The sequence below is a fragment of the Sphingomonas guangdongensis genome (genome assembly GCF_900199185.1).
Classification (GTDB): domain Bacteria; phylum Pseudomonadota; class Alphaproteobacteria; order Sphingomonadales; family Sphingomonadaceae; genus Sphingomonas; species Sphingomonas guangdongensis.
In genome coordinates this window covers 437446-455077 of the sequence record NZ_OBMI01000001.1, presented here as the reverse complement: position 1 = coordinate 455077, position 17632 = coordinate 437446, and the positions used below count along the sequence as shown (strand labels likewise).

18 protein-coding genes are annotated in these 17632 nt (G+C 67.6%); 4 read left to right on the top strand and 14 right to left on the bottom strand.

Features of this window, described 5'->3' with window-relative positions:
* The first annotated feature begins 79 nt into the window (after positions 1-79).
* The 3 genes from CRO12_RS02135 to CRO12_RS02130 all read left to right on the top strand — a co-directional run bounded on the left by CRO12_RS02135 (position 80) and on the right by CRO12_RS02130 (position 1078).
* Complete coding sequence (locus CRO12_RS02135) at positions 80-466, top strand: hypothetical protein (protein ID WP_097062368.1); 387 nt, start codon at positions 80-82, stop codon at positions 464-466.
* Positions 467-497: 31 nt separating this feature from the next.
* Positions 498-653 carry a hypothetical protein gene (locus tag CRO12_RS17860; RefSeq protein WP_179640817.1) on the top strand — a complete coding sequence of 52 codons (156 nt, stop codon included), beginning with the start codon at positions 498-500 and terminating at the stop codon, positions 651-653.
* Positions 654-769: 116 nt separating this feature from the next.
* Positions 770-1078 carry a hypothetical protein gene (locus tag CRO12_RS02130; protein ID WP_097062367.1) on the top strand — a complete coding sequence of 103 codons (309 nt, stop codon included), beginning with the start codon at positions 770-772 and terminating at the stop codon, positions 1076-1078.
* Positions 1079-1110: 32 nt separating this feature from the next.
* On the opposite strand, the gene CRO12_RS02125 is transcribed toward CRO12_RS02130, so the two are convergent.
* Together CRO12_RS02125 and lpdA are read right to left on the bottom strand one after the other, a co-directional pair.
* Positions 1111-2037 (bottom strand): hypothetical protein, encoded by a 927-nt coding sequence (locus CRO12_RS02125; RefSeq protein WP_097062366.1) that lies wholly within the window; start codon positions 2035-2037, stop codon positions 1111-1113.
* Between the two features lie 158 nt (positions 2038-2195).
* A complete protein-coding gene (lpdA, locus tag CRO12_RS02120) occupies positions 2196-3587 on the bottom strand; it encodes a dihydrolipoyl dehydrogenase (protein WP_097062365.1) in 1392 nt (463 codons plus the stop codon).
* A 74-nt stretch (positions 3588-3661) separates the two neighbouring features.
* Here lpdA and CRO12_RS02115 point away from each other — a divergent pair, with 74 nt between their 5' ends.
* Positions 3662-4618 carry a glucokinase gene (locus CRO12_RS02115; protein WP_179640815.1) on the top strand — a complete coding sequence of 319 codons (957 nt, stop codon included), beginning with the start codon at positions 3662-3664 and terminating at the stop codon, positions 4616-4618.
* 29 nt (positions 4619-4647) lie between these two features.
* On the opposite strand, the gene odhB is transcribed toward CRO12_RS02115, so the two are convergent.
* The 12 genes from odhB to yidC all read right to left on the bottom strand — a co-directional run bounded on the left by odhB (position 4648) and on the right by yidC (position 17608).
* Positions 4648-5910, bottom strand: coding sequence for a 2-oxoglutarate dehydrogenase complex dihydrolipoyllysine-residue succinyltransferase (gene odhB / locus CRO12_RS02110; RefSeq protein ID WP_097062363.1), 1263 nt, complete (start codon positions 5908-5910; stop codon positions 4648-4650).
* 130 nt (positions 5911-6040) lie between these two features.
* Positions 6041-9007, bottom strand: a complete 2967-nt coding sequence (locus tag CRO12_RS02105) for a 2-oxoglutarate dehydrogenase E1 component (protein ID WP_097062362.1) — start codon at positions 9005-9007, stop codon at positions 6041-6043.
* A 102-nt stretch (positions 9008-9109) separates the two neighbouring features.
* Positions 9110-9994 carry a succinate--CoA ligase subunit alpha gene (sucD, locus tag CRO12_RS02100; protein WP_097062361.1) on the bottom strand — a complete coding sequence of 295 codons (885 nt, stop codon included), beginning with the start codon at positions 9992-9994 and terminating at the stop codon, positions 9110-9112.
* A gap of 55 nt (positions 9995-10049) precedes the next feature.
* On the bottom strand, positions 10050-10340 hold the full coding sequence (locus CRO12_RS02095) for a GIY-YIG nuclease family protein (protein WP_097062360.1): 291 nt from the start codon (positions 10338-10340) through the stop codon (positions 10050-10052).
* A gap of 61 nt (positions 10341-10401) precedes the next feature.
* Positions 10402-11364 (bottom strand): malate dehydrogenase, encoded by a 963-nt coding sequence (gene mdh, locus CRO12_RS02090; protein ID WP_097062359.1) that lies wholly within the window; start codon positions 11362-11364, stop codon positions 10402-10404.
* A gap of 123 nt (positions 11365-11487) precedes the next feature.
* On the bottom strand, positions 11488-11901 hold the full coding sequence (locus CRO12_RS02085) for a hypothetical protein (RefSeq protein WP_097062358.1): 414 nt from the start codon (positions 11899-11901) through the stop codon (positions 11488-11490).
* Positions 11902-11909: 8 nt separating this feature from the next.
* Entirely contained in the window at positions 11910-13022 is a 1113-nt protein-coding gene (zapE, locus tag CRO12_RS02080) for a cell division protein ZapE (RefSeq protein ID WP_097062357.1), read from the bottom strand.
* Positions 13023-13029: 7 nt separating this feature from the next.
* On the bottom strand, positions 13030-13815 hold the full coding sequence (locus CRO12_RS02075; protein WP_097062356.1) for a succinate dehydrogenase iron-sulfur subunit: 786 nt from the start codon (positions 13813-13815) through the stop codon (positions 13030-13032).
* Between the two features lie 106 nt (positions 13816-13921).
* The gene (locus CRO12_RS02070) at positions 13922-14497 is read right to left on the bottom strand and encodes a ClpP family protease (protein ID WP_097062355.1); all 576 of its coding nucleotides are present in this window, start codon (positions 14495-14497) and stop codon (positions 13922-13924) included.
* 52 nt (positions 14498-14549) lie between these two features.
* Positions 14550-15215, bottom strand: coding sequence for a glutathione S-transferase family protein (locus tag CRO12_RS02065; protein ID WP_097062354.1), 666 nt, complete (start codon positions 15213-15215; stop codon positions 14550-14552).
* Positions 15216-15263: 48 nt separating this feature from the next.
* Positions 15264-15905, bottom strand: coding sequence for a ribosome biogenesis GTP-binding protein YihA/YsxC (yihA, locus tag CRO12_RS02060; RefSeq protein WP_097062353.1), 642 nt, complete (start codon positions 15903-15905; stop codon positions 15264-15266).
* Positions 15902-17608, bottom strand: coding sequence for a membrane protein insertase YidC (gene yidC / locus CRO12_RS02055; protein ID WP_097062352.1), 1707 nt, complete (start codon positions 17606-17608; stop codon positions 15902-15904). The genes yihA and yidC overlap by 4 nt, the downstream gene beginning before the upstream one ends.
* Between the last annotated feature and the right edge of the window lie 24 nt (positions 17609-17632).

Sequence of the window (17632 nt, the reverse complement as noted above, 5' to 3'; positions counted from 1 at the left end):
GGTGCGCGGTACGGCCCTGCCGATTGCGGACGGCGGCGCCGCTGCTAGCCTGTCCCCGACGACCTGAGGGAGGGTGGAGATGAAATCTTTCGTGACGGCGGCGATGCTGATGCTGGCGGCTTCCGCCGCGCAGGCGCAGACGGGCGCCGGTCTGGCGGGCGAGTGGACCGTCGATTTGGCGGTCGATCCGGCAAAGCCGTACACCAGGCCGATGAAGCTGGCGCTGGGGGCCGACGGCACGGTGACCGGCAGCTTCTACGACAGCGCGATCGAGAACGGACGCTGGCGGACGGATCCCGGTCGGACCTGCGTCAGCTTCCGCACTTCGGATGGAAAGGGACCCTATCATACCGCCGCCTGCCTCCGCGGGGAGGTGGTGGAGGGTCAGACCTGGGCCGAGCACCGCAGCTTCCTGTTCAACTGGCACGCGACCCGGTTCGGTAGCGCAGCGGGAGCGACACGGTGAGCGGTGTAATATGACGGCGCGGCGTGGAGCCATGACGCTCGCCGAAGCGATGGCGGAGCTGGATGCCGATCCCGCGTTTCAGGCGAGGCGGGCCGCAAAGGACCGGGATCATGCGGTCCTCGCGGAGCAGCGGCGACGTGAGCAGGCGCCGCTGCTGGCTGATCTCGCGCGGGCGGGGGCACCGTAGGCTGGGTTGGGCGGCTGCTTGAGCAGCCCAGCGTTGACGAGCGGGTCTACCCCGTCCTGCTGGAGCATCTCGCAAGGCCATACAGGCCGCACCTCCTGGAATGGATCGGTCGGGCGTTGGGCCGGAAGGATGCTCGGCCGATTGTCTGGGACACGCTCGTCAGCAGACTGCGGAGCCACGAGTTACAGTCGGCGGCGGCCGAGGGCGTCTTCACAGCGATCGCGACGATGGCGCGCCCGGCAGACCTGCCGACCCTCATCGACCTGTTGTCCGATCCCGCGCTGGGCAGAGGCAGGATCTTCTTGGTGCGTAATGTCATGCGGTCCAGGAGGCCGGAGGCGAAAGCTGCGCTGATCCGGCTGAAGGACGATCCTGACCTTGCCACCGAGATCGCAGCGCGGCTGTCGCGAGCAAAGCCGCGCTGACGGCGACCATCGGCGATCCGAGTCGCGCCGGATCAGCCCAGGCCGACGCGGAGGTGTCCGCCGGGCGTCGTCGGGTCCGATCCGCGGCTGCTTGCTGTAGTTTCGGCTGCGGGTGACCCTGCGTGCCGGGGCAGGGCGACAAGGCTCATCATGTAGCCGATGATCGCGCTTCCGCCATAGCCGACGATCGGCGTCGGGTAGTTGCCGAGCGCTGCGGCCAGGATCGCGACGAACCAGACGGCGCCGAAGACGGCGTAGTCCACGCGACAGTCGGGATCGCGACGCCAACCGGACAGTGCCGGAACCACTAGCAGCACCGTGCCCGTCAGCACCGCCAGCCCGGCAGCGAGGTGGACGTTGAACGACGAGTAGAGGATCTGGTCGACATAGGGCACCGCTGGCAGCGCGTCTGCGCGCTCGAGGGTGACCGTGAGGCCGATGCTGGCGGCAGCAAGCCCGATCAGCACGTTGCGGTCTCGGCGGAGCAGCGCGAGCGTGACGAGGGCGACGACCAGCATCGCGGCCATCGCCCTGTCCGGTTGCAGCGCGAGCGCCGCCGCGGCGGCGACGATCCCGCCGGTCGCCAGCGTGGTGCGGGTCCGCGCGAATGCCACGAGCATCACGGGCAACAGGACCAGGCTGGGCTGGACCACGAAGCCGCCGAGATCGACCCAGCGCGCCGCTCCCTCGACCTGAGGTCCGAGGATCGCGGTGGCGAGCAGCGCAGCTGCCATCGCGACGACGATCCCGCCCAGCGACCGGCTCCCTCCCGCCACAGCAAGGTCGAGCAGCGGCAGCGTCGCGCAACCGATCACCAGGGCGCCTGCGTTGATGATGAGATAGCGTGTCGGCGCACCGGCGATCGCCATGTATACCAGCCCGAGAAGCACCGCGGCTACCGCGCAGGCGAACCCCAGCGCCCGCGGCCGATGCAGGATGGTCCTCGCGACGTCGAACATGCTCGATCTCCCCGCCATGCGACCAGCCGGAGCGGCGCGGACGCGACTGTTCACATGCGGCAGGAGACGCCACGCACTGTCAAGCGGGTACCGACCCGACCAGTGCAGTTGAGTGGTCAAAGCGCGGCGGACGATCACGCGTCCGCCGCGCTCGCATCTCACATGTGGATCGGCTTGCCCTGCACCGCCATCGCCGCTTCCTTGATCGCCTCCGAGTGGGTCGGGTGGGCGTGGCAGGTGTAGGCGATGTCCTCGCTGGTGGCGCCGAACTCCATGGCCTGGCCGGCCTGCGCGATCATGGTGCCGGCGACGCTGGCGATCGCCCAGACGCCGACCACGCGGTCGGTCTTCGCGTCGGCGATTATCTTCACGAAACCGTCGGGCTCGTGGTTGGTTTTGGCGCGTGAATTGGCGAGCATCGGGAACTTGCCGACCTTGACCTCGCCCCGCTCGCGGGCGAGCTCCTCCGTCAGGCCGACACCGGCGATCTCGGGCCAGGTGTAGACGACGCTCGGGATTACGTCGTGGTTCACGATGCCGGTGTGGCCTGCGATGTTCTCCGCAACCGCGATCCCCTCATCCTCCGCCTTGTGGGCGAGCATCGGGCCGGGGACGACGTCGCCGATCGCCCAGATGGTCGGCACCGAGGTGCGGAAGTCGTGGCCGATCTCAATCTGGCCACGATTGTTGACCTGGAGCCCGGCGGCCTGGAGGTTGAGCCCGTCGGTGTTCGGGCGTCGGCCGATCGACACCAGCACCGCATCCGCCTCGATCGTCGATGCCTCGCCGCCGGCGGCGGGCTCGACCGTCAGGGTCGCCTTGGTCCCGTCGTTCGCGATACCGGTCACCTTGGTGCCGAGCCGGAACTCAATCCCCTGCTTCTTGAAGATCTTGTTCGATTCCTTGCGGACCTCGCCGTCGAAGCCGGGCAGAATTTGGTCGAGAAACTCGACGCAGGTGACCTTGGCGCCGAGGCGCCGCCACACCGAGCCGAGCTCCAGCCCGATCACGCCGCCGCCGATCACCACCATGTGCCCCGGCACTGCCCCGAGCTCGAGTGCGCCGGTCGAGTCGACGACGACCTTCTGGTCGATCTCGACACCAGGAAGCGGGGTCACGCTGGAGCCGGTCGCGATGACGATGTTCTTCGCGCGCACGGTGCGGTCGCCGACCGTCACGCTGTCGGGTCCGGCAAAGGCGGCGTGCCCCTTCAGCCACTCGACCTTGTTCTTCTTGAACAGGAACTCGATCCCCCCGGTCAGCTGCTTGACCGCGTCGCGGCGCTGGCCGTGCATCGCCTCCAGGTCGAGCTCAGGCGTCACCTTGATGCCCATCTTCGCCATCGCGCCATTCGCCGCGGCGTCGAAATACTCGGAGGCGTGGAGCATCGCCTTCGACGGGATGCAGCCGACGTTGAGGCAGGTGCCGCCGAGCGTCTCCCGGCTCTCGACACACGCAGTCTTGAGGCCCAGCTGCGCGGCGCGGATCGCGGCGACATAGCCGCCCGGGCCGGCGCCGATCACCAGCACGTCATAATCATAGTCAGCCATGGAAGGTCGCCTCATCTAAAACGAAGATAATGTGAAGACTTTGGGAATGAAGTCATGTTAGCCCTACCATCGACGTGTCGGCACCCTGGATGCCGCGGCGCGAAGGGGAGGGGCACTTGGACGAGCGCTGGCTGCTGATCGATATCGCGCATCAGGGCGAGGTGCGGCTCGCCTGCGTCACGCCGGCGCGGCCGGAGATTGACAAGCTCTACACCTTTGAGACGGCGTCGCTGCCGACCTTCACCGACGCGCTGCTCCGCTTCGAGCGGGAGAGCGGGCAGACGCTGCACGGCATGAACGCGATCGTCGCCATCGCGGGCGCGGCGGTCGGCGACGCGATCCCGGTTGTCCGGACGCGCTGGAACATTTCCCGCAACGGCATCACGCTGATGCTGGGGCGTCCGGTCACGATCCTCAACGACACCGCGGCCAAGGCCTGGGCGACGATCCGGCGCATGCCGGCGTGCCAGGCGGTGCGCGGCGTCGGCCTGCCCGATTTCAGCGGGCGCAGCCGCCACCTCTTCATCAGCATGGCCGACGGGATCGGCACCGCGATCATCGACGTCCACGACGGCCATGTGACGGTGCTGGAGGCGGAGGCCGGGCACAGCGACTTCGCGCCGCAGAACGACCTGGAGTTCGCGCTGTGCAAGGCGATCGCACCGCTCGGCGGGCCGGTCACCTACGAACAGGTGCTGATCGGCGGGGAGGGGACGGCGGGTGCCGCCGCCGTGCTCGCGAAACTGAGCCCGGCGCAGCAGGCGGAGCTCCGCGGCAACATCCTGGGGCGCCTCGCCTCCAACCTCATCCTCGCGTCGGGCGCGTGGAGCGGGGTGATGCTGGACGGCCGCTCGCTGCCCACCTTCGATCCGGCGACCCGGCGCGCGTTCGACGCCGGCTTCGTCGCGCGCAAGTCGTTCCGGCGGCTGATCAATGCCGCGCCGTGCTGGCGGATCGAGCAGCAGCGCGAGGCGGTGCTGGCGGGTGCCGCGACGCTGATGCTCCAGCGTACCCGTCCGCAAGGCACCTGATCGCGCCACCGGCACCGACTCCACTTGCGTCAGAGATCGATGAGGATGCGTGTCGGATCCTCGATCGCGTTCTTGAGCGCGACCAGGAAGGTCACCGCCTCGCGCCCGTCGATCAGGCGGTGATCGTAGGAGAGCGCGAGGTACATCATTGGGCGCACCACGACCTGTCCGTCGCGGACGACCGGACGATCCTCGATCCGGTGGAGGCCCAGCACCGCCGACTGCGGCGGGTTGATGATCGGGGTCGACATCAGCGACCCGAACACGCCGCCGTTGGAGATGGTGAAGGTGCCGCCCTTCATCTCGTCCATCTTGAGCGTGCCGTCCTTGGCACGACGGCCGAAGTCGCCGATCGTCTTCTCGATGCCCGCGACCGACAGGTCCTGGGCGTCGCGGATCACCGGCACGACCAGCCCGTTCGGCGCGGAAACCGCGACCGAGATGTCGGCATAGTCGTGATAGACGATCTCGTCGCCCTCGATCGAGGCGTTGACGGCAGGAATGTCCTTCAGCGCCATGGTCGCGGCCTTCACGAAGAAGCCCATGAAGCCCAAGCGCACGCCGTGCTTCTTCTCGAACAGGTCCTTGTACTTGGCGCGCGCCTCGATCACCGCGGTCATGTCGACGTCGTTGAACGTCGTCAGCATCGCGGCGGTGTTCTGCGCCTCCTTCAGCCGCTTGGCGATGGTCTGGCGCAGGCGCGTCATCTTGACGCGCTCTTCCTTGCGGCCGCTGGTGGCGGCCTGTGCAGGGACGGCAGGTGCCGCGGCGGGGGCGGGAGCCGACGCGGGCGTCGACTTGGCGGCGAGCACGTCCTCCTTGGTGATCCGGCCGTCGCGGCCGGTGCCGCGGACCGTCGCGGGATCAACGCCGGTTTCCAGCACCGCGCGGCGGACCGACGGGCTGAGCGCGGCCGGTGCGTCACCCTGCGGGGCAGCCTCGCCGTGGTTGCCGTAGCCGCCGGCGACCGGGGCGGCAGCCGGTGCTGCGGCCGGTGCGGGGCTGGGCGTCGGGGCGGAAGCGGCCGCCGGCGCTGCGGCAGCGGCAGCGCCGTCACCCGCCTCGATCACGCCGATCGTCGCGCCGACCGACACCGTGTCGCCGACCGCCACTCCGTGGGCGCCCATGACGCCCGCGACCGGGGAGGGCACCTCGACCGAGACCTTGTCGGTCTCCAGGCTCGCGATCGGCTCGTCGGCGGCGACCTTGTCACCCGGCTGCTTCAGCCACTCGCCGAGCGTCGCCTCGGTGATCGATTCGCCCAGGACGGGAACTTTGATTTCGGTCGACATTCTCTCTTCCTGCCTCCCCGGCGAAGGCCGGGGTCCAGTTGCGAGACGCTCAGTGGCGAGCGCCGCGCTTCGTTACACCCTTCACCGCACCTGCACCTCAACCTCCGCCGGGGTGGCAGGCGCATTACATCTACGACCCGGCCTTGCCGGCGGTCTTCGGGTCCTCGCTGTCGCGAGCGCGACGTACTTCGGATCGGACGCTGTGGCCGAGCGCGTCGGCGATCAGCGCGCCCTGCTCCAGCTGGTGGCGCTTCATGAGGCCGGTCGCGGGCGACGCTGCCGCCGCGCGCCCGGCGTAGCGGGCCCGCGCGATGGTGGAGGTCGACGCGGCGAGTGCCTCCTCGATCAGCGGCTCGACAAAGAACCAGTAGCCGTTGTTGCGCGGCTCCTCCTGCGCCCAAACGACCTCCTCCAGGTTGGTCATGCGGTCGATCCGGGCGGTCAGCGGCTCGCCGGGGAAGGGGTAGAGCTGCTCAATCCGGATGATCGCGGTGTCGGTGTCGCCGGCCGCATCGCGCGCCTCCATCAGGTCGTACGCGACCTTGCCGGTGCAGAGCACGAGGCGGCGCACGTCCGCGTCGGCCGGCGCCTTCGGGTCCGACAGGAGCCGCTGGAAGTGGCTGTCGCCTTGGAAGTCGGCGGCGCTCGACACCGCCAGCTTGTGGCGGAGCAGCGACTTGGGCGTCATGACGATCAGCGGCTTGCGGAACGGCCGATGCATCTGGCGGCGCAGCAGGTGGAAGTAGTTGGCGGGCGTGGTGCAATTCGCGACCTGCATGTTATCGCCCGCGCACAGCTGCAGGAACCGCTCGGGCCGCGCCGACGAGTGTTCCGGCCCCTGGCCCTCATAGCCGTGCGGCAGCAGCATCACGAGGCCGTTGGCGCGGAGCCACTTCGCCTCGCCCGCGGCGATGAACTGGTCGATCATGATCTGCGCGCCGTTGACGAAATCGCCGAACTGCGCCTCCCACAACACCAGCGTCTTCGGGTCGGCGAGCGCGTAGCCGTACTCGAAGCCGAGCACGCCGTACTCGCTGAGCGGCGAGTCGAGCACCTCGAAGCGGCCGTGCTCGACGGTCGAGAGCGGCACGAACTTGTGCTCGTCGGTCTGATCGACCCACACCGCGTGGCGCTGGCTGAAGGTACCGCGACCAGAATCCTGCCCCGACAGGCGAACGCCGTAGCCCTCCGACAGCAGCGACCCGAACGCCAGCGCCTCGCCGGTCGCCCAGTCGAAGCTCGCGCCCGTCTTGAACATCTCGCGCTTGGCCTGGAGCACGCGATCGAGCGTCTTGTGGATCGTGATCGAGTCCGGAACCGCCGTCAGCGTCCGGCCGAGCGCGTCGAACAGGCGCTGGTCGATCCCCGTTGTGACGCCGCGGCGCGCGCTCTCCTCGTCGGCGGGGGCGTGAAGGCCCGACCAGCGGCCGGCGAACCAGTCCGCCTTGTTGGGCTTGTAGGAGGCGCCCGCCTCGAACTCGCCCTCCATCTTCTCGTCAAACTCGCGCCACTGCGCGTCGATCCAGGCCTGGTCGACGACGCCCTCGGCCAGCAGCCGATCGCCGTAGATCTTGCTGACGCCCGGGTGCCCCTTGATCTTGGCATACATCAGCGGCTGGGTGAACGACGGCTCGTCGCCTTCGTTGTGGCCGAAGCGGCGGTAGCACCACATGTCGATCACCACGTCGCGGTGGAACTGCTGGCGGAACTCGACCGCCATCTTGGTCGCGAAGGTCACCGCCTCCGGATCGTCGCCGTTGACGTGGAAGACCGGCGCCTGGACGCCCTTGGCAACGTCGGACGGATAGGGCGACGAGCGCGCGAACTGCGGCGAGGTCGTGAAGCCGACCTGGTTGTTGATAATGAAGTGGACGCAGCCGCCGGTGTTGTAGCCGCGGATGCCGGAGAAGCCGAGGCACTCCCAAACAATGCCCTGACCCGCGAAGGCCGCGTCGCCGTGGATCAGGACGGGCAAGGACGCCTTGTGCTCCGACAAGTCGTTCGCGAGCGTCTGGATCGCGCGGGTCTTGCCGAGCACGACAGGGTCCGCCGCCTCCAGGTGCGACGGGTTGGCGACCAGGCTCATGTGGACCTTGATCCCGTCGAACTCGCGGTCGGTGGAGGTCCCGAGGTGGTACTTCACATCGCCCGACCCGCCGACATCCTCCGGGTTGGACGACCCGCCCGAGAATTCGTTGAAGATCGCGCGGTAGGGCTTCCCCATGACGTTGGCGAGCGTGTTGAGCCGGCCGCGATGGGCCATGCCGAACACGATCTCGCGCACGCCCTGCTGGCCGCCGTACTTGATGACGCTCTCCAGCGCCGGGATCATGCTCTCGCCGCCGTCCAGGCCGAAGCGCTTGGTGCCGACGTACTTCTTGCCGAGGAACTTTTCATAGCCCTCGGCCGCGATCACCTTGGACAGGATCGCCTTCTTGCCCTCCGGCGTGAACTCGATCGCCTTGCCGCGTCCTTCCATCCGGTCCTGGAGGAACTTGCGCTCCTCCACATCCGCGATGTGCATGTATTCGAGGCCGATGTTGCCGCAGTAGTTGGCGCGCAGGATGTCGACCAGCTCGCGGATCGTGGCGCTCTGCAGCCCCATCGCGCCGCCCAGGAAGACGGGCGTGTCGATGTCGGCGTCGGTGAAGCCGTAATATTCGGTCTTGAGATCCTCGGGCAGCTCGCGCTTGGCGAGGCCGAGCGGGTCGAGCTTCGCCGCTAGGTGACCGCGGACGCGGTAGGTGCGGATGAGCGTCATCGCCCGGATCGACGCGTCGGCGGCCTTGCGGATCTGGTCCTCGGACGCGGGCGCCGCCGCGGCGGGGGCAGGCTTGCCGCCGCCCTTCGCGGGCTTGGGCGCGGGCTCCATCTGCGTCGGGTCGAGCCCGGCGGTGAGCGCATCCGTCTCGGACAGCGGCCAGTTCTTCTTGGCCCAGGACGGACCGGTGGCGACGCCCTCCAGCCCCTCGAAGAAGTCGCGCCAGCCGGGCTCGACGCTCGCTGGGTCGGCCTTGAACTTGGCGTAGAGCGTGTCGACGAACGCCGGGCTCACGCCGCCGGCGATGTCCGAGAAATCCTGGCCTTCGTAGCCCATCTTGCACCTACCCCGTCATCCCGGCGAAGGCCGGGATCCAGAGCCAAGAACGAGTCGTGCGTGGCTCTGGACCCCGGCCTGCGCCGGGGTGACGTTCTAAAGTTAACCCTTCAGCACCTGCACCAGCGTCTCGCCCAGCAGGCTGGGCGAGTCCGCGACCTTGATCCCGGCCGCTTCCATTGCCGCGATCTTGCTCTCGGCATCGCCCTTGCCGCCCGACACGATCGCGCCGGCGTGGCCCATGCGGCGCCCCGGGGGCGCGGTGCGGCCGGCGATGAAGCCCGCCATCGGCTTGCTCCGCCCGCGCTTCGCCTCGTCGCGCAGGAACTGCGCGGCCTGCTCCTCGGCGTCGCCGCCGATCTCACCGATCATGATGATCGATTCGGTCGCGTCGTCGGCCAGGAATAGCTCCAGCACGTCGATGAAGTTGGTGCCGTTGACGGGATCGCCGCCGATCCCGACCGCGGTGGTCTGGCCGAGGCCCGCGTTGGTGGTCTGGAACACCGCCTCATAGGTCAGCGTGCCCGAGCGCGACACGACGCCGACCGAACCCTTGGAAAAGATGGACCCGGGCATGATCCCGATCTTGCACTCGCCCGGCGTCAGCACGCCCGGGCAGTTCGGACCGATCAGACGCGACTTGCTGCCCGACAGCGCGCGCTTGACGCGGACCATGTCGAGCACCGGGATGCCCTCCGTAATGCAGACGATCAGCGGCACTTCGGCGTCGATCGCCTCCAGGATCGAATCGGCGGCGAAGGGCGGCGGCACGTAGATCACGGACGCGTCGGCACCGGTCTTCGCAACGGCTTCTGCCACGGTGTCGAACACCGGCAGGTCGAGGTGGGTGGTCCCGCCCTTACCCGGCGTCACACCGCCGACCATCTGCGTGCCATACTCCAGCGCCGCCTTGGTGTGGAAGCTGCCGGTCTCCCCGGTCATGCCCTGGGTGATGACCTTGGTGTTCGAATTGACGAGGATGCTCATGTCGGCGTCGGCCCTCTTCTTAGCCGTCACCCCGGCGCAGGCCGGGGTCCAGTTGCTACATCAGCGTCGGGTAGAGATCTTGCCAGTCGGGGTTGCTCGCCTCGATCTGGCGCAGCTTCCACGCTCGCCGCCACTCCTTCATCTGCTTCTCGCGCCGGATCGCATCGTCGATGCGGTCATGGGCCTCGAACCAGACCAACGTCCTGCACCCGTATCGCTTGGTGAAACCGTCCGCGATACCTTCACGGTGCTCCCACGTTCGCTTCAACAGGTCGCTGGTTACGCCGATGTAGAGCGTGCCGTTTCGACCACTCGCCATCATGTAGACGTACCCGCGCTTTTCCAATCATTGTTCCCGCTGCATCGTCGAGCTGGACCCCGGCCTTCGCCGGGGTGACGGCTGGATATCACTTCAGCGTTTCGTCGATCCCCTTGCACGCCACCAGCAGTTCCTTCACCGCGTCGACCGAAACCTGCAGGTTCTGCTGGGCCTCGTCGCTCAGCTTGACCTCGACCACCTTCTCGACACCGTCCTTGCCGATCACCACCGGCACGCCGACGTAGAGGTCGTCGACGCCGTACTGGCCGGTCAGGTGCGCGGCGGCGGGCAGGATGCGCTTTTGGTCGTGGAGATACGCCTCCGCCATCGCGATGCCGCTGGTCGCGGGCGCGTAATAAGCCGATCCGGTCTTCAGCAGCGCAACGATTTCGCCGCCGCCGCCGCGGGTGCGCTTCACGATCTCGTCAACGCGCTCCTTGGTGGAGAAGCCCATGGCGATCAGGTCGCTGACGGGAATGCCGCTGACGGTCGAATATTCGAGCACCGGCACCATGGTGTCGCCATGCCCGCCGAGCACGAAGGTGTTGACGTCCTTGACCGACACCTTGAACTCGTCGGCCAGGAAGTGGCTGAATCGCGCGCTGTCGAGCACGCCCGCCATGCCGACGACTTTCTGGTGGGGAAGGCCGGAGAACTCGCGCAGCGCCCAGACCATCGCGTCGAGTGGGTTGGTGATGCAGATGACGAAGGCGTCGGGCGCGTTGGCAGCGATGCCCTCGCCGACCGCCTTCATTACCTTAAGGTTGATGCCGAGCAGGTCGTCGCGGCTCATTCCCGGCTTGCGGGCGACACCGGCGGTTACGATGATCACGTCCGCGCCAGCAATGTCGGCATAATCGTTGGAGCCGGTGATCGTCGCATCGAAGCCCTCGACCGGGCCGCACTGGCTGAGATCGAGCGCCTTGCCCTGGGGCACGCCTTCCACCACGTCGAACAGGACGATGTCGCCCAGACCCTTCAGCGCCGCGAGGTGCGCAAGCGTGCCGCCGATGTTGCCGGCGCCGATCAGCGCGATCTTCTTGCGAGCCAAGCCAACTCTCCTTGTTGCGTCCGATTGGGGCGTGGGTGCGCCCGAAACGATCCTCAGACGCGCGAAAGTTCGCAGGCCCCATAGGCGTATTGCCGAAGCGGAGCAACCGCTAATGCTATAGCCTTATTGCGAGTTATCCGCAGTATCATTAAGCGGCGGATTGGGCACGTCGGTGATCCGCCACCCGGCCAGCGGCGTGATGACGAAGCGGCCGCTCAGATGATTGCCGCCGGCGCCCGAACCCTCGATCTCGTACCGACGTCCAGGCACGAGCGGGCGTTTCCGGACGACTGGACCAGCGGACTGGCCGTACCAGATCGGCAGGCTGGCGATGCAGTCGCCCGTGGCGGCGCGGCCAATCGCCCACATCTCCTCGCGCGTGTTCGCGTCGATGACGGCCAGGGTATGCACACAGTCGACCGCATTCCCGCTGACGGCCACGAAGGCCAACCGCGCGCCGATGAAGCGCGCGCTGACGTCGGTCCACTGCGAGCAGGAGCCGAGCAGCAGGACGAGGGCAGGGGCGAGCCGACGCATGTCCGACCCTACGCCGCGCCGTGCCCTTTCGCCAGATAGTCGTCGCTGCCCATCTCGCGCAGGCGGCTGACCGTCCGCTCAAATTCGAAGGCGCCGTCGCCCGCCACGTAGAGCGCCTCGGGCTCGGCGTCGGCCATCGCCAGCAGCTTGACGTTGTGTTCGTAGAGCGCGTCGATCAGCGTCACGAAGCGCGCCGCTTCGTTGCGGTTCTCGGGCGTGAGCCGCGGCACCGCCACCAGGACCACTGTGTGGTAAGCCCGCGCGATCGCGAGATAGTCGGGCGCACCGCGCGCGTCCCCGCAGAGCCGCTTGAACGAGAAGACGGCGACGCCCTTCAGGCTCTTGGGCACGTGTAGCGAACGCCCTGCCGACACGCGCAACTGCTCGGACGGCACATGCTCGCTGTCCTCCGGCGGGTAGTCGGTGAGGCGGAAGAAGGCGGCCGAGAGCGTCGCGGTGTTGGCGGGCGAAATCGGCACCAGCCAAGTCTGCACCTTGCCCAGCCGGTCGAGCCGGTAGTCGACCGGCCCATTGAGCGGCAGCACGTCGAGCTGCCCCTCCAGCAGGGCGACGAATGGCAGGAAGCTCTCGCGTTGCAGCCCGTCCTTGTAAAGTTCGGCCGGCGGTCGGTTGGAGGTTGCGACGACCGTCAGCCCATAACCCATCATCTCGGTGAACAGCCGCGACAGCACCATCGCGTCGGCGGTGTTGTTGATCACCATCTCGTCAAAAGCGAGCAGCCGCAGCCCGTCGGCAAGCGCCGCGGCCACAGGGGGCACGGGGTTGCCCGCCTCCTTCCGACGCTCGATGCTCAGCCGCTCGTGCACCTCCAGCATAAACTCGTGGAAGTGGACACGGCGCTTCTCGGCAATCGCGACATTGTGGAACAGCAGGTCCATCAGCATCGACTTGCCCCGCCCGACTCCGCCCCACAGGTAGACGCCGCGCGGGGGCGGTGCCGCCTGCCCGGTCAGCCGCGCCAGCAGCCGGCGGCGCGGCGGCCCGGCCTCCAGCGCCGTTGCGAGCGCATCAAGCCGCTTCGCCGCCGCCGCCTGTTCGGGGTCGCTGCGCAACTCGCGCGCGACGACGAGCGCGTTGTACCGGTCGAGAACGCTGCCCACGCGCGGATCAAATGATCCGCTCGACTTCCATCTTCTTGATCTCTGCGATCGCCTTGGCCGGCGACAGGCCCTTCGGACAGGCGTTCGCGCAGTTCATGATGGTGTGGCAACGATAAAGGCGGAACGGATCCTCCAGCTCGTCGAGCCGCTCGCCGGTCATCTCGTCGCGGCTGTCGGCGAGGAAGCGGTACGCCTGAAGCAGGATCGCGGGGCCGAGGAACTTGTCCGAGTTCCACCAGTAGCTGGGGCACGACGTCGAGCAGCAGGCGCACAGAATGCACTCGTACAGCCCGTCAAGCTTGGCGCGATCCTCCGGACTCTGGAGCCGCTCCTTGCCCGCGGGCGGCGGCGTGACCGTCTGCAGCCACGGCTTTACCGAGGCGTACTGCGCGTAGAAGTGGGTGAAGTCGGGCACCAGATCCTTGATCACGTCCATCGCGGGCAACGGCGTGATCCGCAGTTCGCCCTTGATGTCCTCGATCGCGGTGGTGCAGGCGAGGCCGTTCTTGCCGTCCATGTTCATGGAGCAGGAACCGCAGATCCCCTCCCGGCACGAACGGCGGAAGGTGAGCGAAGGGTCGTGCTCGGCCTTGATCTTGATCAGCGCGTCGAGGACCATCGGGCCGCAATCGTCCAGGTCGATCTCGAACGTGTCGTAGCGCGGGTTCTCACCCGTGTCGGGATCGTAGCGGTAGATCTTGAAGGATTTGACGCGTTGTGCCCCGGCCGGTGCCTTGTGCACGCGGCCCTTGCCCGTGATCCTGCTGTTCTTGGGAAGGGTGAACTCGGCCATCTGTTGCGTCCTTCGCGTCTGCGATGTTCCCGAAAGCGCAAGGAGCGGCGATCGTCAACCGCTTAGCCGCTCGCAGGCGCGCTTCGTCTCGCAGCTGCGATATAGGTCAGATGACGTCCAAAACCAACCCAAGCTCGCGCGCTTCCTCCGCCTCGATGTACCAATTGGACGGCGCGCGCTCCTTGAGGTCGTCGAGCGTCACGCGGCTACCCGCGACAATCGCGGCAAATCCTTCATCCTGGATCTGAATCGAATGCTCGATCTCGTGGAGCTTGGCCTTCAGCGTGTCGGGCAGGTCGCTGAGTGGGCCGGACAGCTGAAGCGTCGAGCTCATCAGCCGCTCGTGCAGCATTAGCCGCGTGCCGCGGGTCAGGAACCGCTTGTCGTTGGGGAAGGCGGACATGAGCGTCGCACCGGCCGAGTAGACCGCCACCTTGCCCAGAAACAGCGTCTCGCGACCGGTGTACTCGCGCAGCAGGCGGATGTCGTCGCCCATCGCGCGCGCCATCTCTGGATCGCCGCCGAGCGTGGTGATCGACAGCACGAGCGGCCCGTCGAGCGGCGCGGCGAGCAGCTGCTGCTTGAAGGTCGTGTACATGGCGTCGTCGACCGTCCCGTGCAGTTGCACGTGCGGCCGGGCGAGCAGGGGATAGTTGACGGCGTTGGAACGCTGATCGGTCATTCCCCGGCAACAGGCGGCGACCGGGCCGGTTCCTTTGCGCGGCAGAAATAGTTCAGGCGGCAGGCTGCTCGAACTGCTCCAGCACCCATTCCTCCTCCTGCGCGGCCGCGATCCAGTCCTGAATGAAGGGGTGCTGGAGCACCGCGTTCATGTAGGCGGGCGCGAAGCGGGCGACGGGCAAAGAGTAGGTGATCAGCCGCGTCACGACGGGGGCGAACATGATGTCGGCCGCGCCGAACTCGCCGAACAGGAACTGACCCTCGCCACCGAACCGCGCGCGGGCCTGCGCCCACAGCTCCATGATGCGGTTTAGGTCGGCGAGCACGTCGTCGTCGGGCGTCTTTGCCGAATAGACCTGGCGCACGTTCATGCTGTGCTTGCGGCGGAGCGCGGCGAAGCTCGAGTGCATTTCCGCCGCCATCGAGCGCGCCATCGCGCGCGCGGCGCGGTCCTCCGGCCAGAAGCGCGTGCCGCCGGTCGCCTCGTTGAGGAACTCGACAATGGCCAGGCTGTCCCACACCACGCAGTCGCCGTCCCACAGGATCGGCACCTTGCCGGAGGAGGGCGCGAACTCGTCACCCGCGCGCCGCTGTTCCCACTCCGAATCGTAGAGCGGGACCACGATCTCCTCGAACGGCAGACCCGACTGCTTGCACGCGAGCCAGCCGCGCAGCGACCAGGAGGAATAGGCCTTGTTACCGATGAAGAGCTTGAGCATGGGCGCGAGGGGTAGGGGAGCCGACCGCCTCCGTCCAGCGCCGGAATCCTAGCCGACCGCCTCCAGCACCGCAGCGCGCAGCTCGGGGATGCCGAGCCCGCCCTCGCTCGACGTCGGGATGATGTCGGGGTGCGCGGCCGGACGCGTGCGGACTTCGGCGGCGGTGCGCTCGGTCACCTCGGCGAGCGCGCTCGCCTTGACCTTGTCGGCCTTGGTGAGGACCAGGCGGTAGCTGACGGCGGCGCCGTCCAGCATGTCCATGATCTCGCGGTCGACTGGCTTGATCCCGTGTCTGCTGTCGATCAGCACCAACGCCCGCTTCAGCACCGCCCGCCCGCGCAGGAAGTCGTTAACCAGGAAGCGCCACTTCTTGACCAGATCCTTGGGCGCCTCGGCGAAGCCGTAGCCCGGCATGTCGACCAGCCGAAAGCGCGGCGGATCGCCGACGTCGAAGAAGTTCAGCTCCTGCGTCCGGCCGGGCGTGTTCGACGTGCGCGCAAGGCCGTTGCGGTTGGTCAGCGCGTTCAGCAGCGACGACTTGCCGACGTTCGACCGCCCGGCAAATGCCACTTCCGGCACCGTCATGTCGGGCAGGAAGTTGAGGGAAGGCGCCGACTTCAGGAAGCCGACCGGGCCGGCAAAGGCCTTGCGCGCGGCCTCCACCAGCTCCGGGTCAAAGGTCTCGCTCACTTTGCCGGAGCCGTCTTCAGCGCCGGATGCTTCGAGTAGAGCCACTGCTGCTGCAGGATCGTCAGGACGTTGGACGTGATCCAGTAGACCTGCAGCCCGACCGCGAACGGCGCCATGACGAACATCAGCACCCACGGCATCAGCGCGAACACCTGCTTCTGGACGTCGTCCATCGGCGCGGGGTTGAGCTTGAACTGGAAGTACATGGAGATGCCGAGCAGGATCGGGATCACGCCGATCGCGATGAACGCCGGCGGCGTGAAGGCGAGCAGCCCGAACAGGTTGACTGGGGTCAGCGGGTCGGGCGCCGACAGGTCCTTGATCCACGCGACGAACGGCTGGTGCCGCATCTCGATCGTCAGCATGAGCACCTTGTACAGCGCGTAGAAGATCGGGATCTGGAGCAGGGTCGGCGCGCAGCCGGCGAGCGGGTTCACCTTTTCCGTCTTGTACAGCGCCATCATCTCCTGCTGGAGGCGCGGCTTGTCGTCCTTGTAGCGCTCCTGCAGCGCCTTCAGCTTGGGCTGGATCGCGCGCATGGAGGCCATGGAGGCGAACTGCCGCTGCGCGATCGGGAACATGATGAGGCGAACGGTGAAGGTCAGCAGGATGATCGCGACACCGAAGTTGCCGAGCACGCCGAACAGCCAGTGCAGGTACTGGAAGATCGGCTTCATGATGACTTCGAACCAGCCCCAGTCGATCGCCTTGCCGAAGTGGGTGATGCCGAGCGTGTCCTCGTACCCGTCGAGCAGGTCGACTTCCTTCGCGCCCGCGAAGAACCGCGCGGTGGTGGTCAGCGCGGCTCCCGGCGCCAGCGACTTCGGCGCAACGGTGTAGTCGGCCTGGTAGCTCTTGTTCGCGCCGCCGCGGAACTGCGCGGTCACGTCCGCAGCCTGGTCGGGAATGGCCGCGGTCAGCCAGTATTTGTCGCTGAACCCGTACCAGCCGCCCTTCGACGTGTAGGTCGCGGGCGCCTCATCCAGGTCCTTGAAGTCGAGATCGTAGTCCGCGCCGCCGTTGTGCGCGCTCATCGGGCCGGTGTGGATGGTCCAGCTGTCCGGATCCTTCGAAACGCCGCTGCGATTCACGAAGCTGTACGGGGCGACCGGCACCGCTGCGCCGCCGCCGTTCGAAACCGTCTGCGTGACGGTGAACATGTAGTTCGCGTCGACCGCGATGCGAATTGCGAAGCGCTGCCCGGTCGCGTTGCTGGCGGCGAGCGTCACCGGGCGGCCGGGCGCGAGCTCGGTCCCGGTCGCCTGCCAAACCGTGTCGGCGGCGGGCGGCGCGAAGCCGCCGACGCCGCGCCAGCCGAACCCTGCGAAATAGGCGTCGCGCGTACCCGACGGCGAGAGCAGCCGGATCGGTGGCGAGTTGGCGGCGATCGATTCCTTGTAGCGGGTCAGCACCAGGTCATCGATCCGTGCCCCGCGCAGATTGATCGAGCCTTGAAGCGTCGGCGTGTTGATGCGGACCCGCGGCGATTCGGCGAGCACCTGCGCGCGGTCGCGGAGCGCGGCCGGGCTGTCGGCAGTCGGATCGGCCCCCGGGTTCGGCAGCGGCTGCTGCTTGCCCTTCTCGATCTTCGTGACGGGCGGGTTGGCGACGGGGAACACCGTGCGTGCGATATAGGGCCAGCCAAACAGGATCAGCGCCGCGAGCACCGCGAACAGCACGAAGTTCTTGTTGTCGTTGTTCACCGACGTGGTTTCCTCAAGATCGCC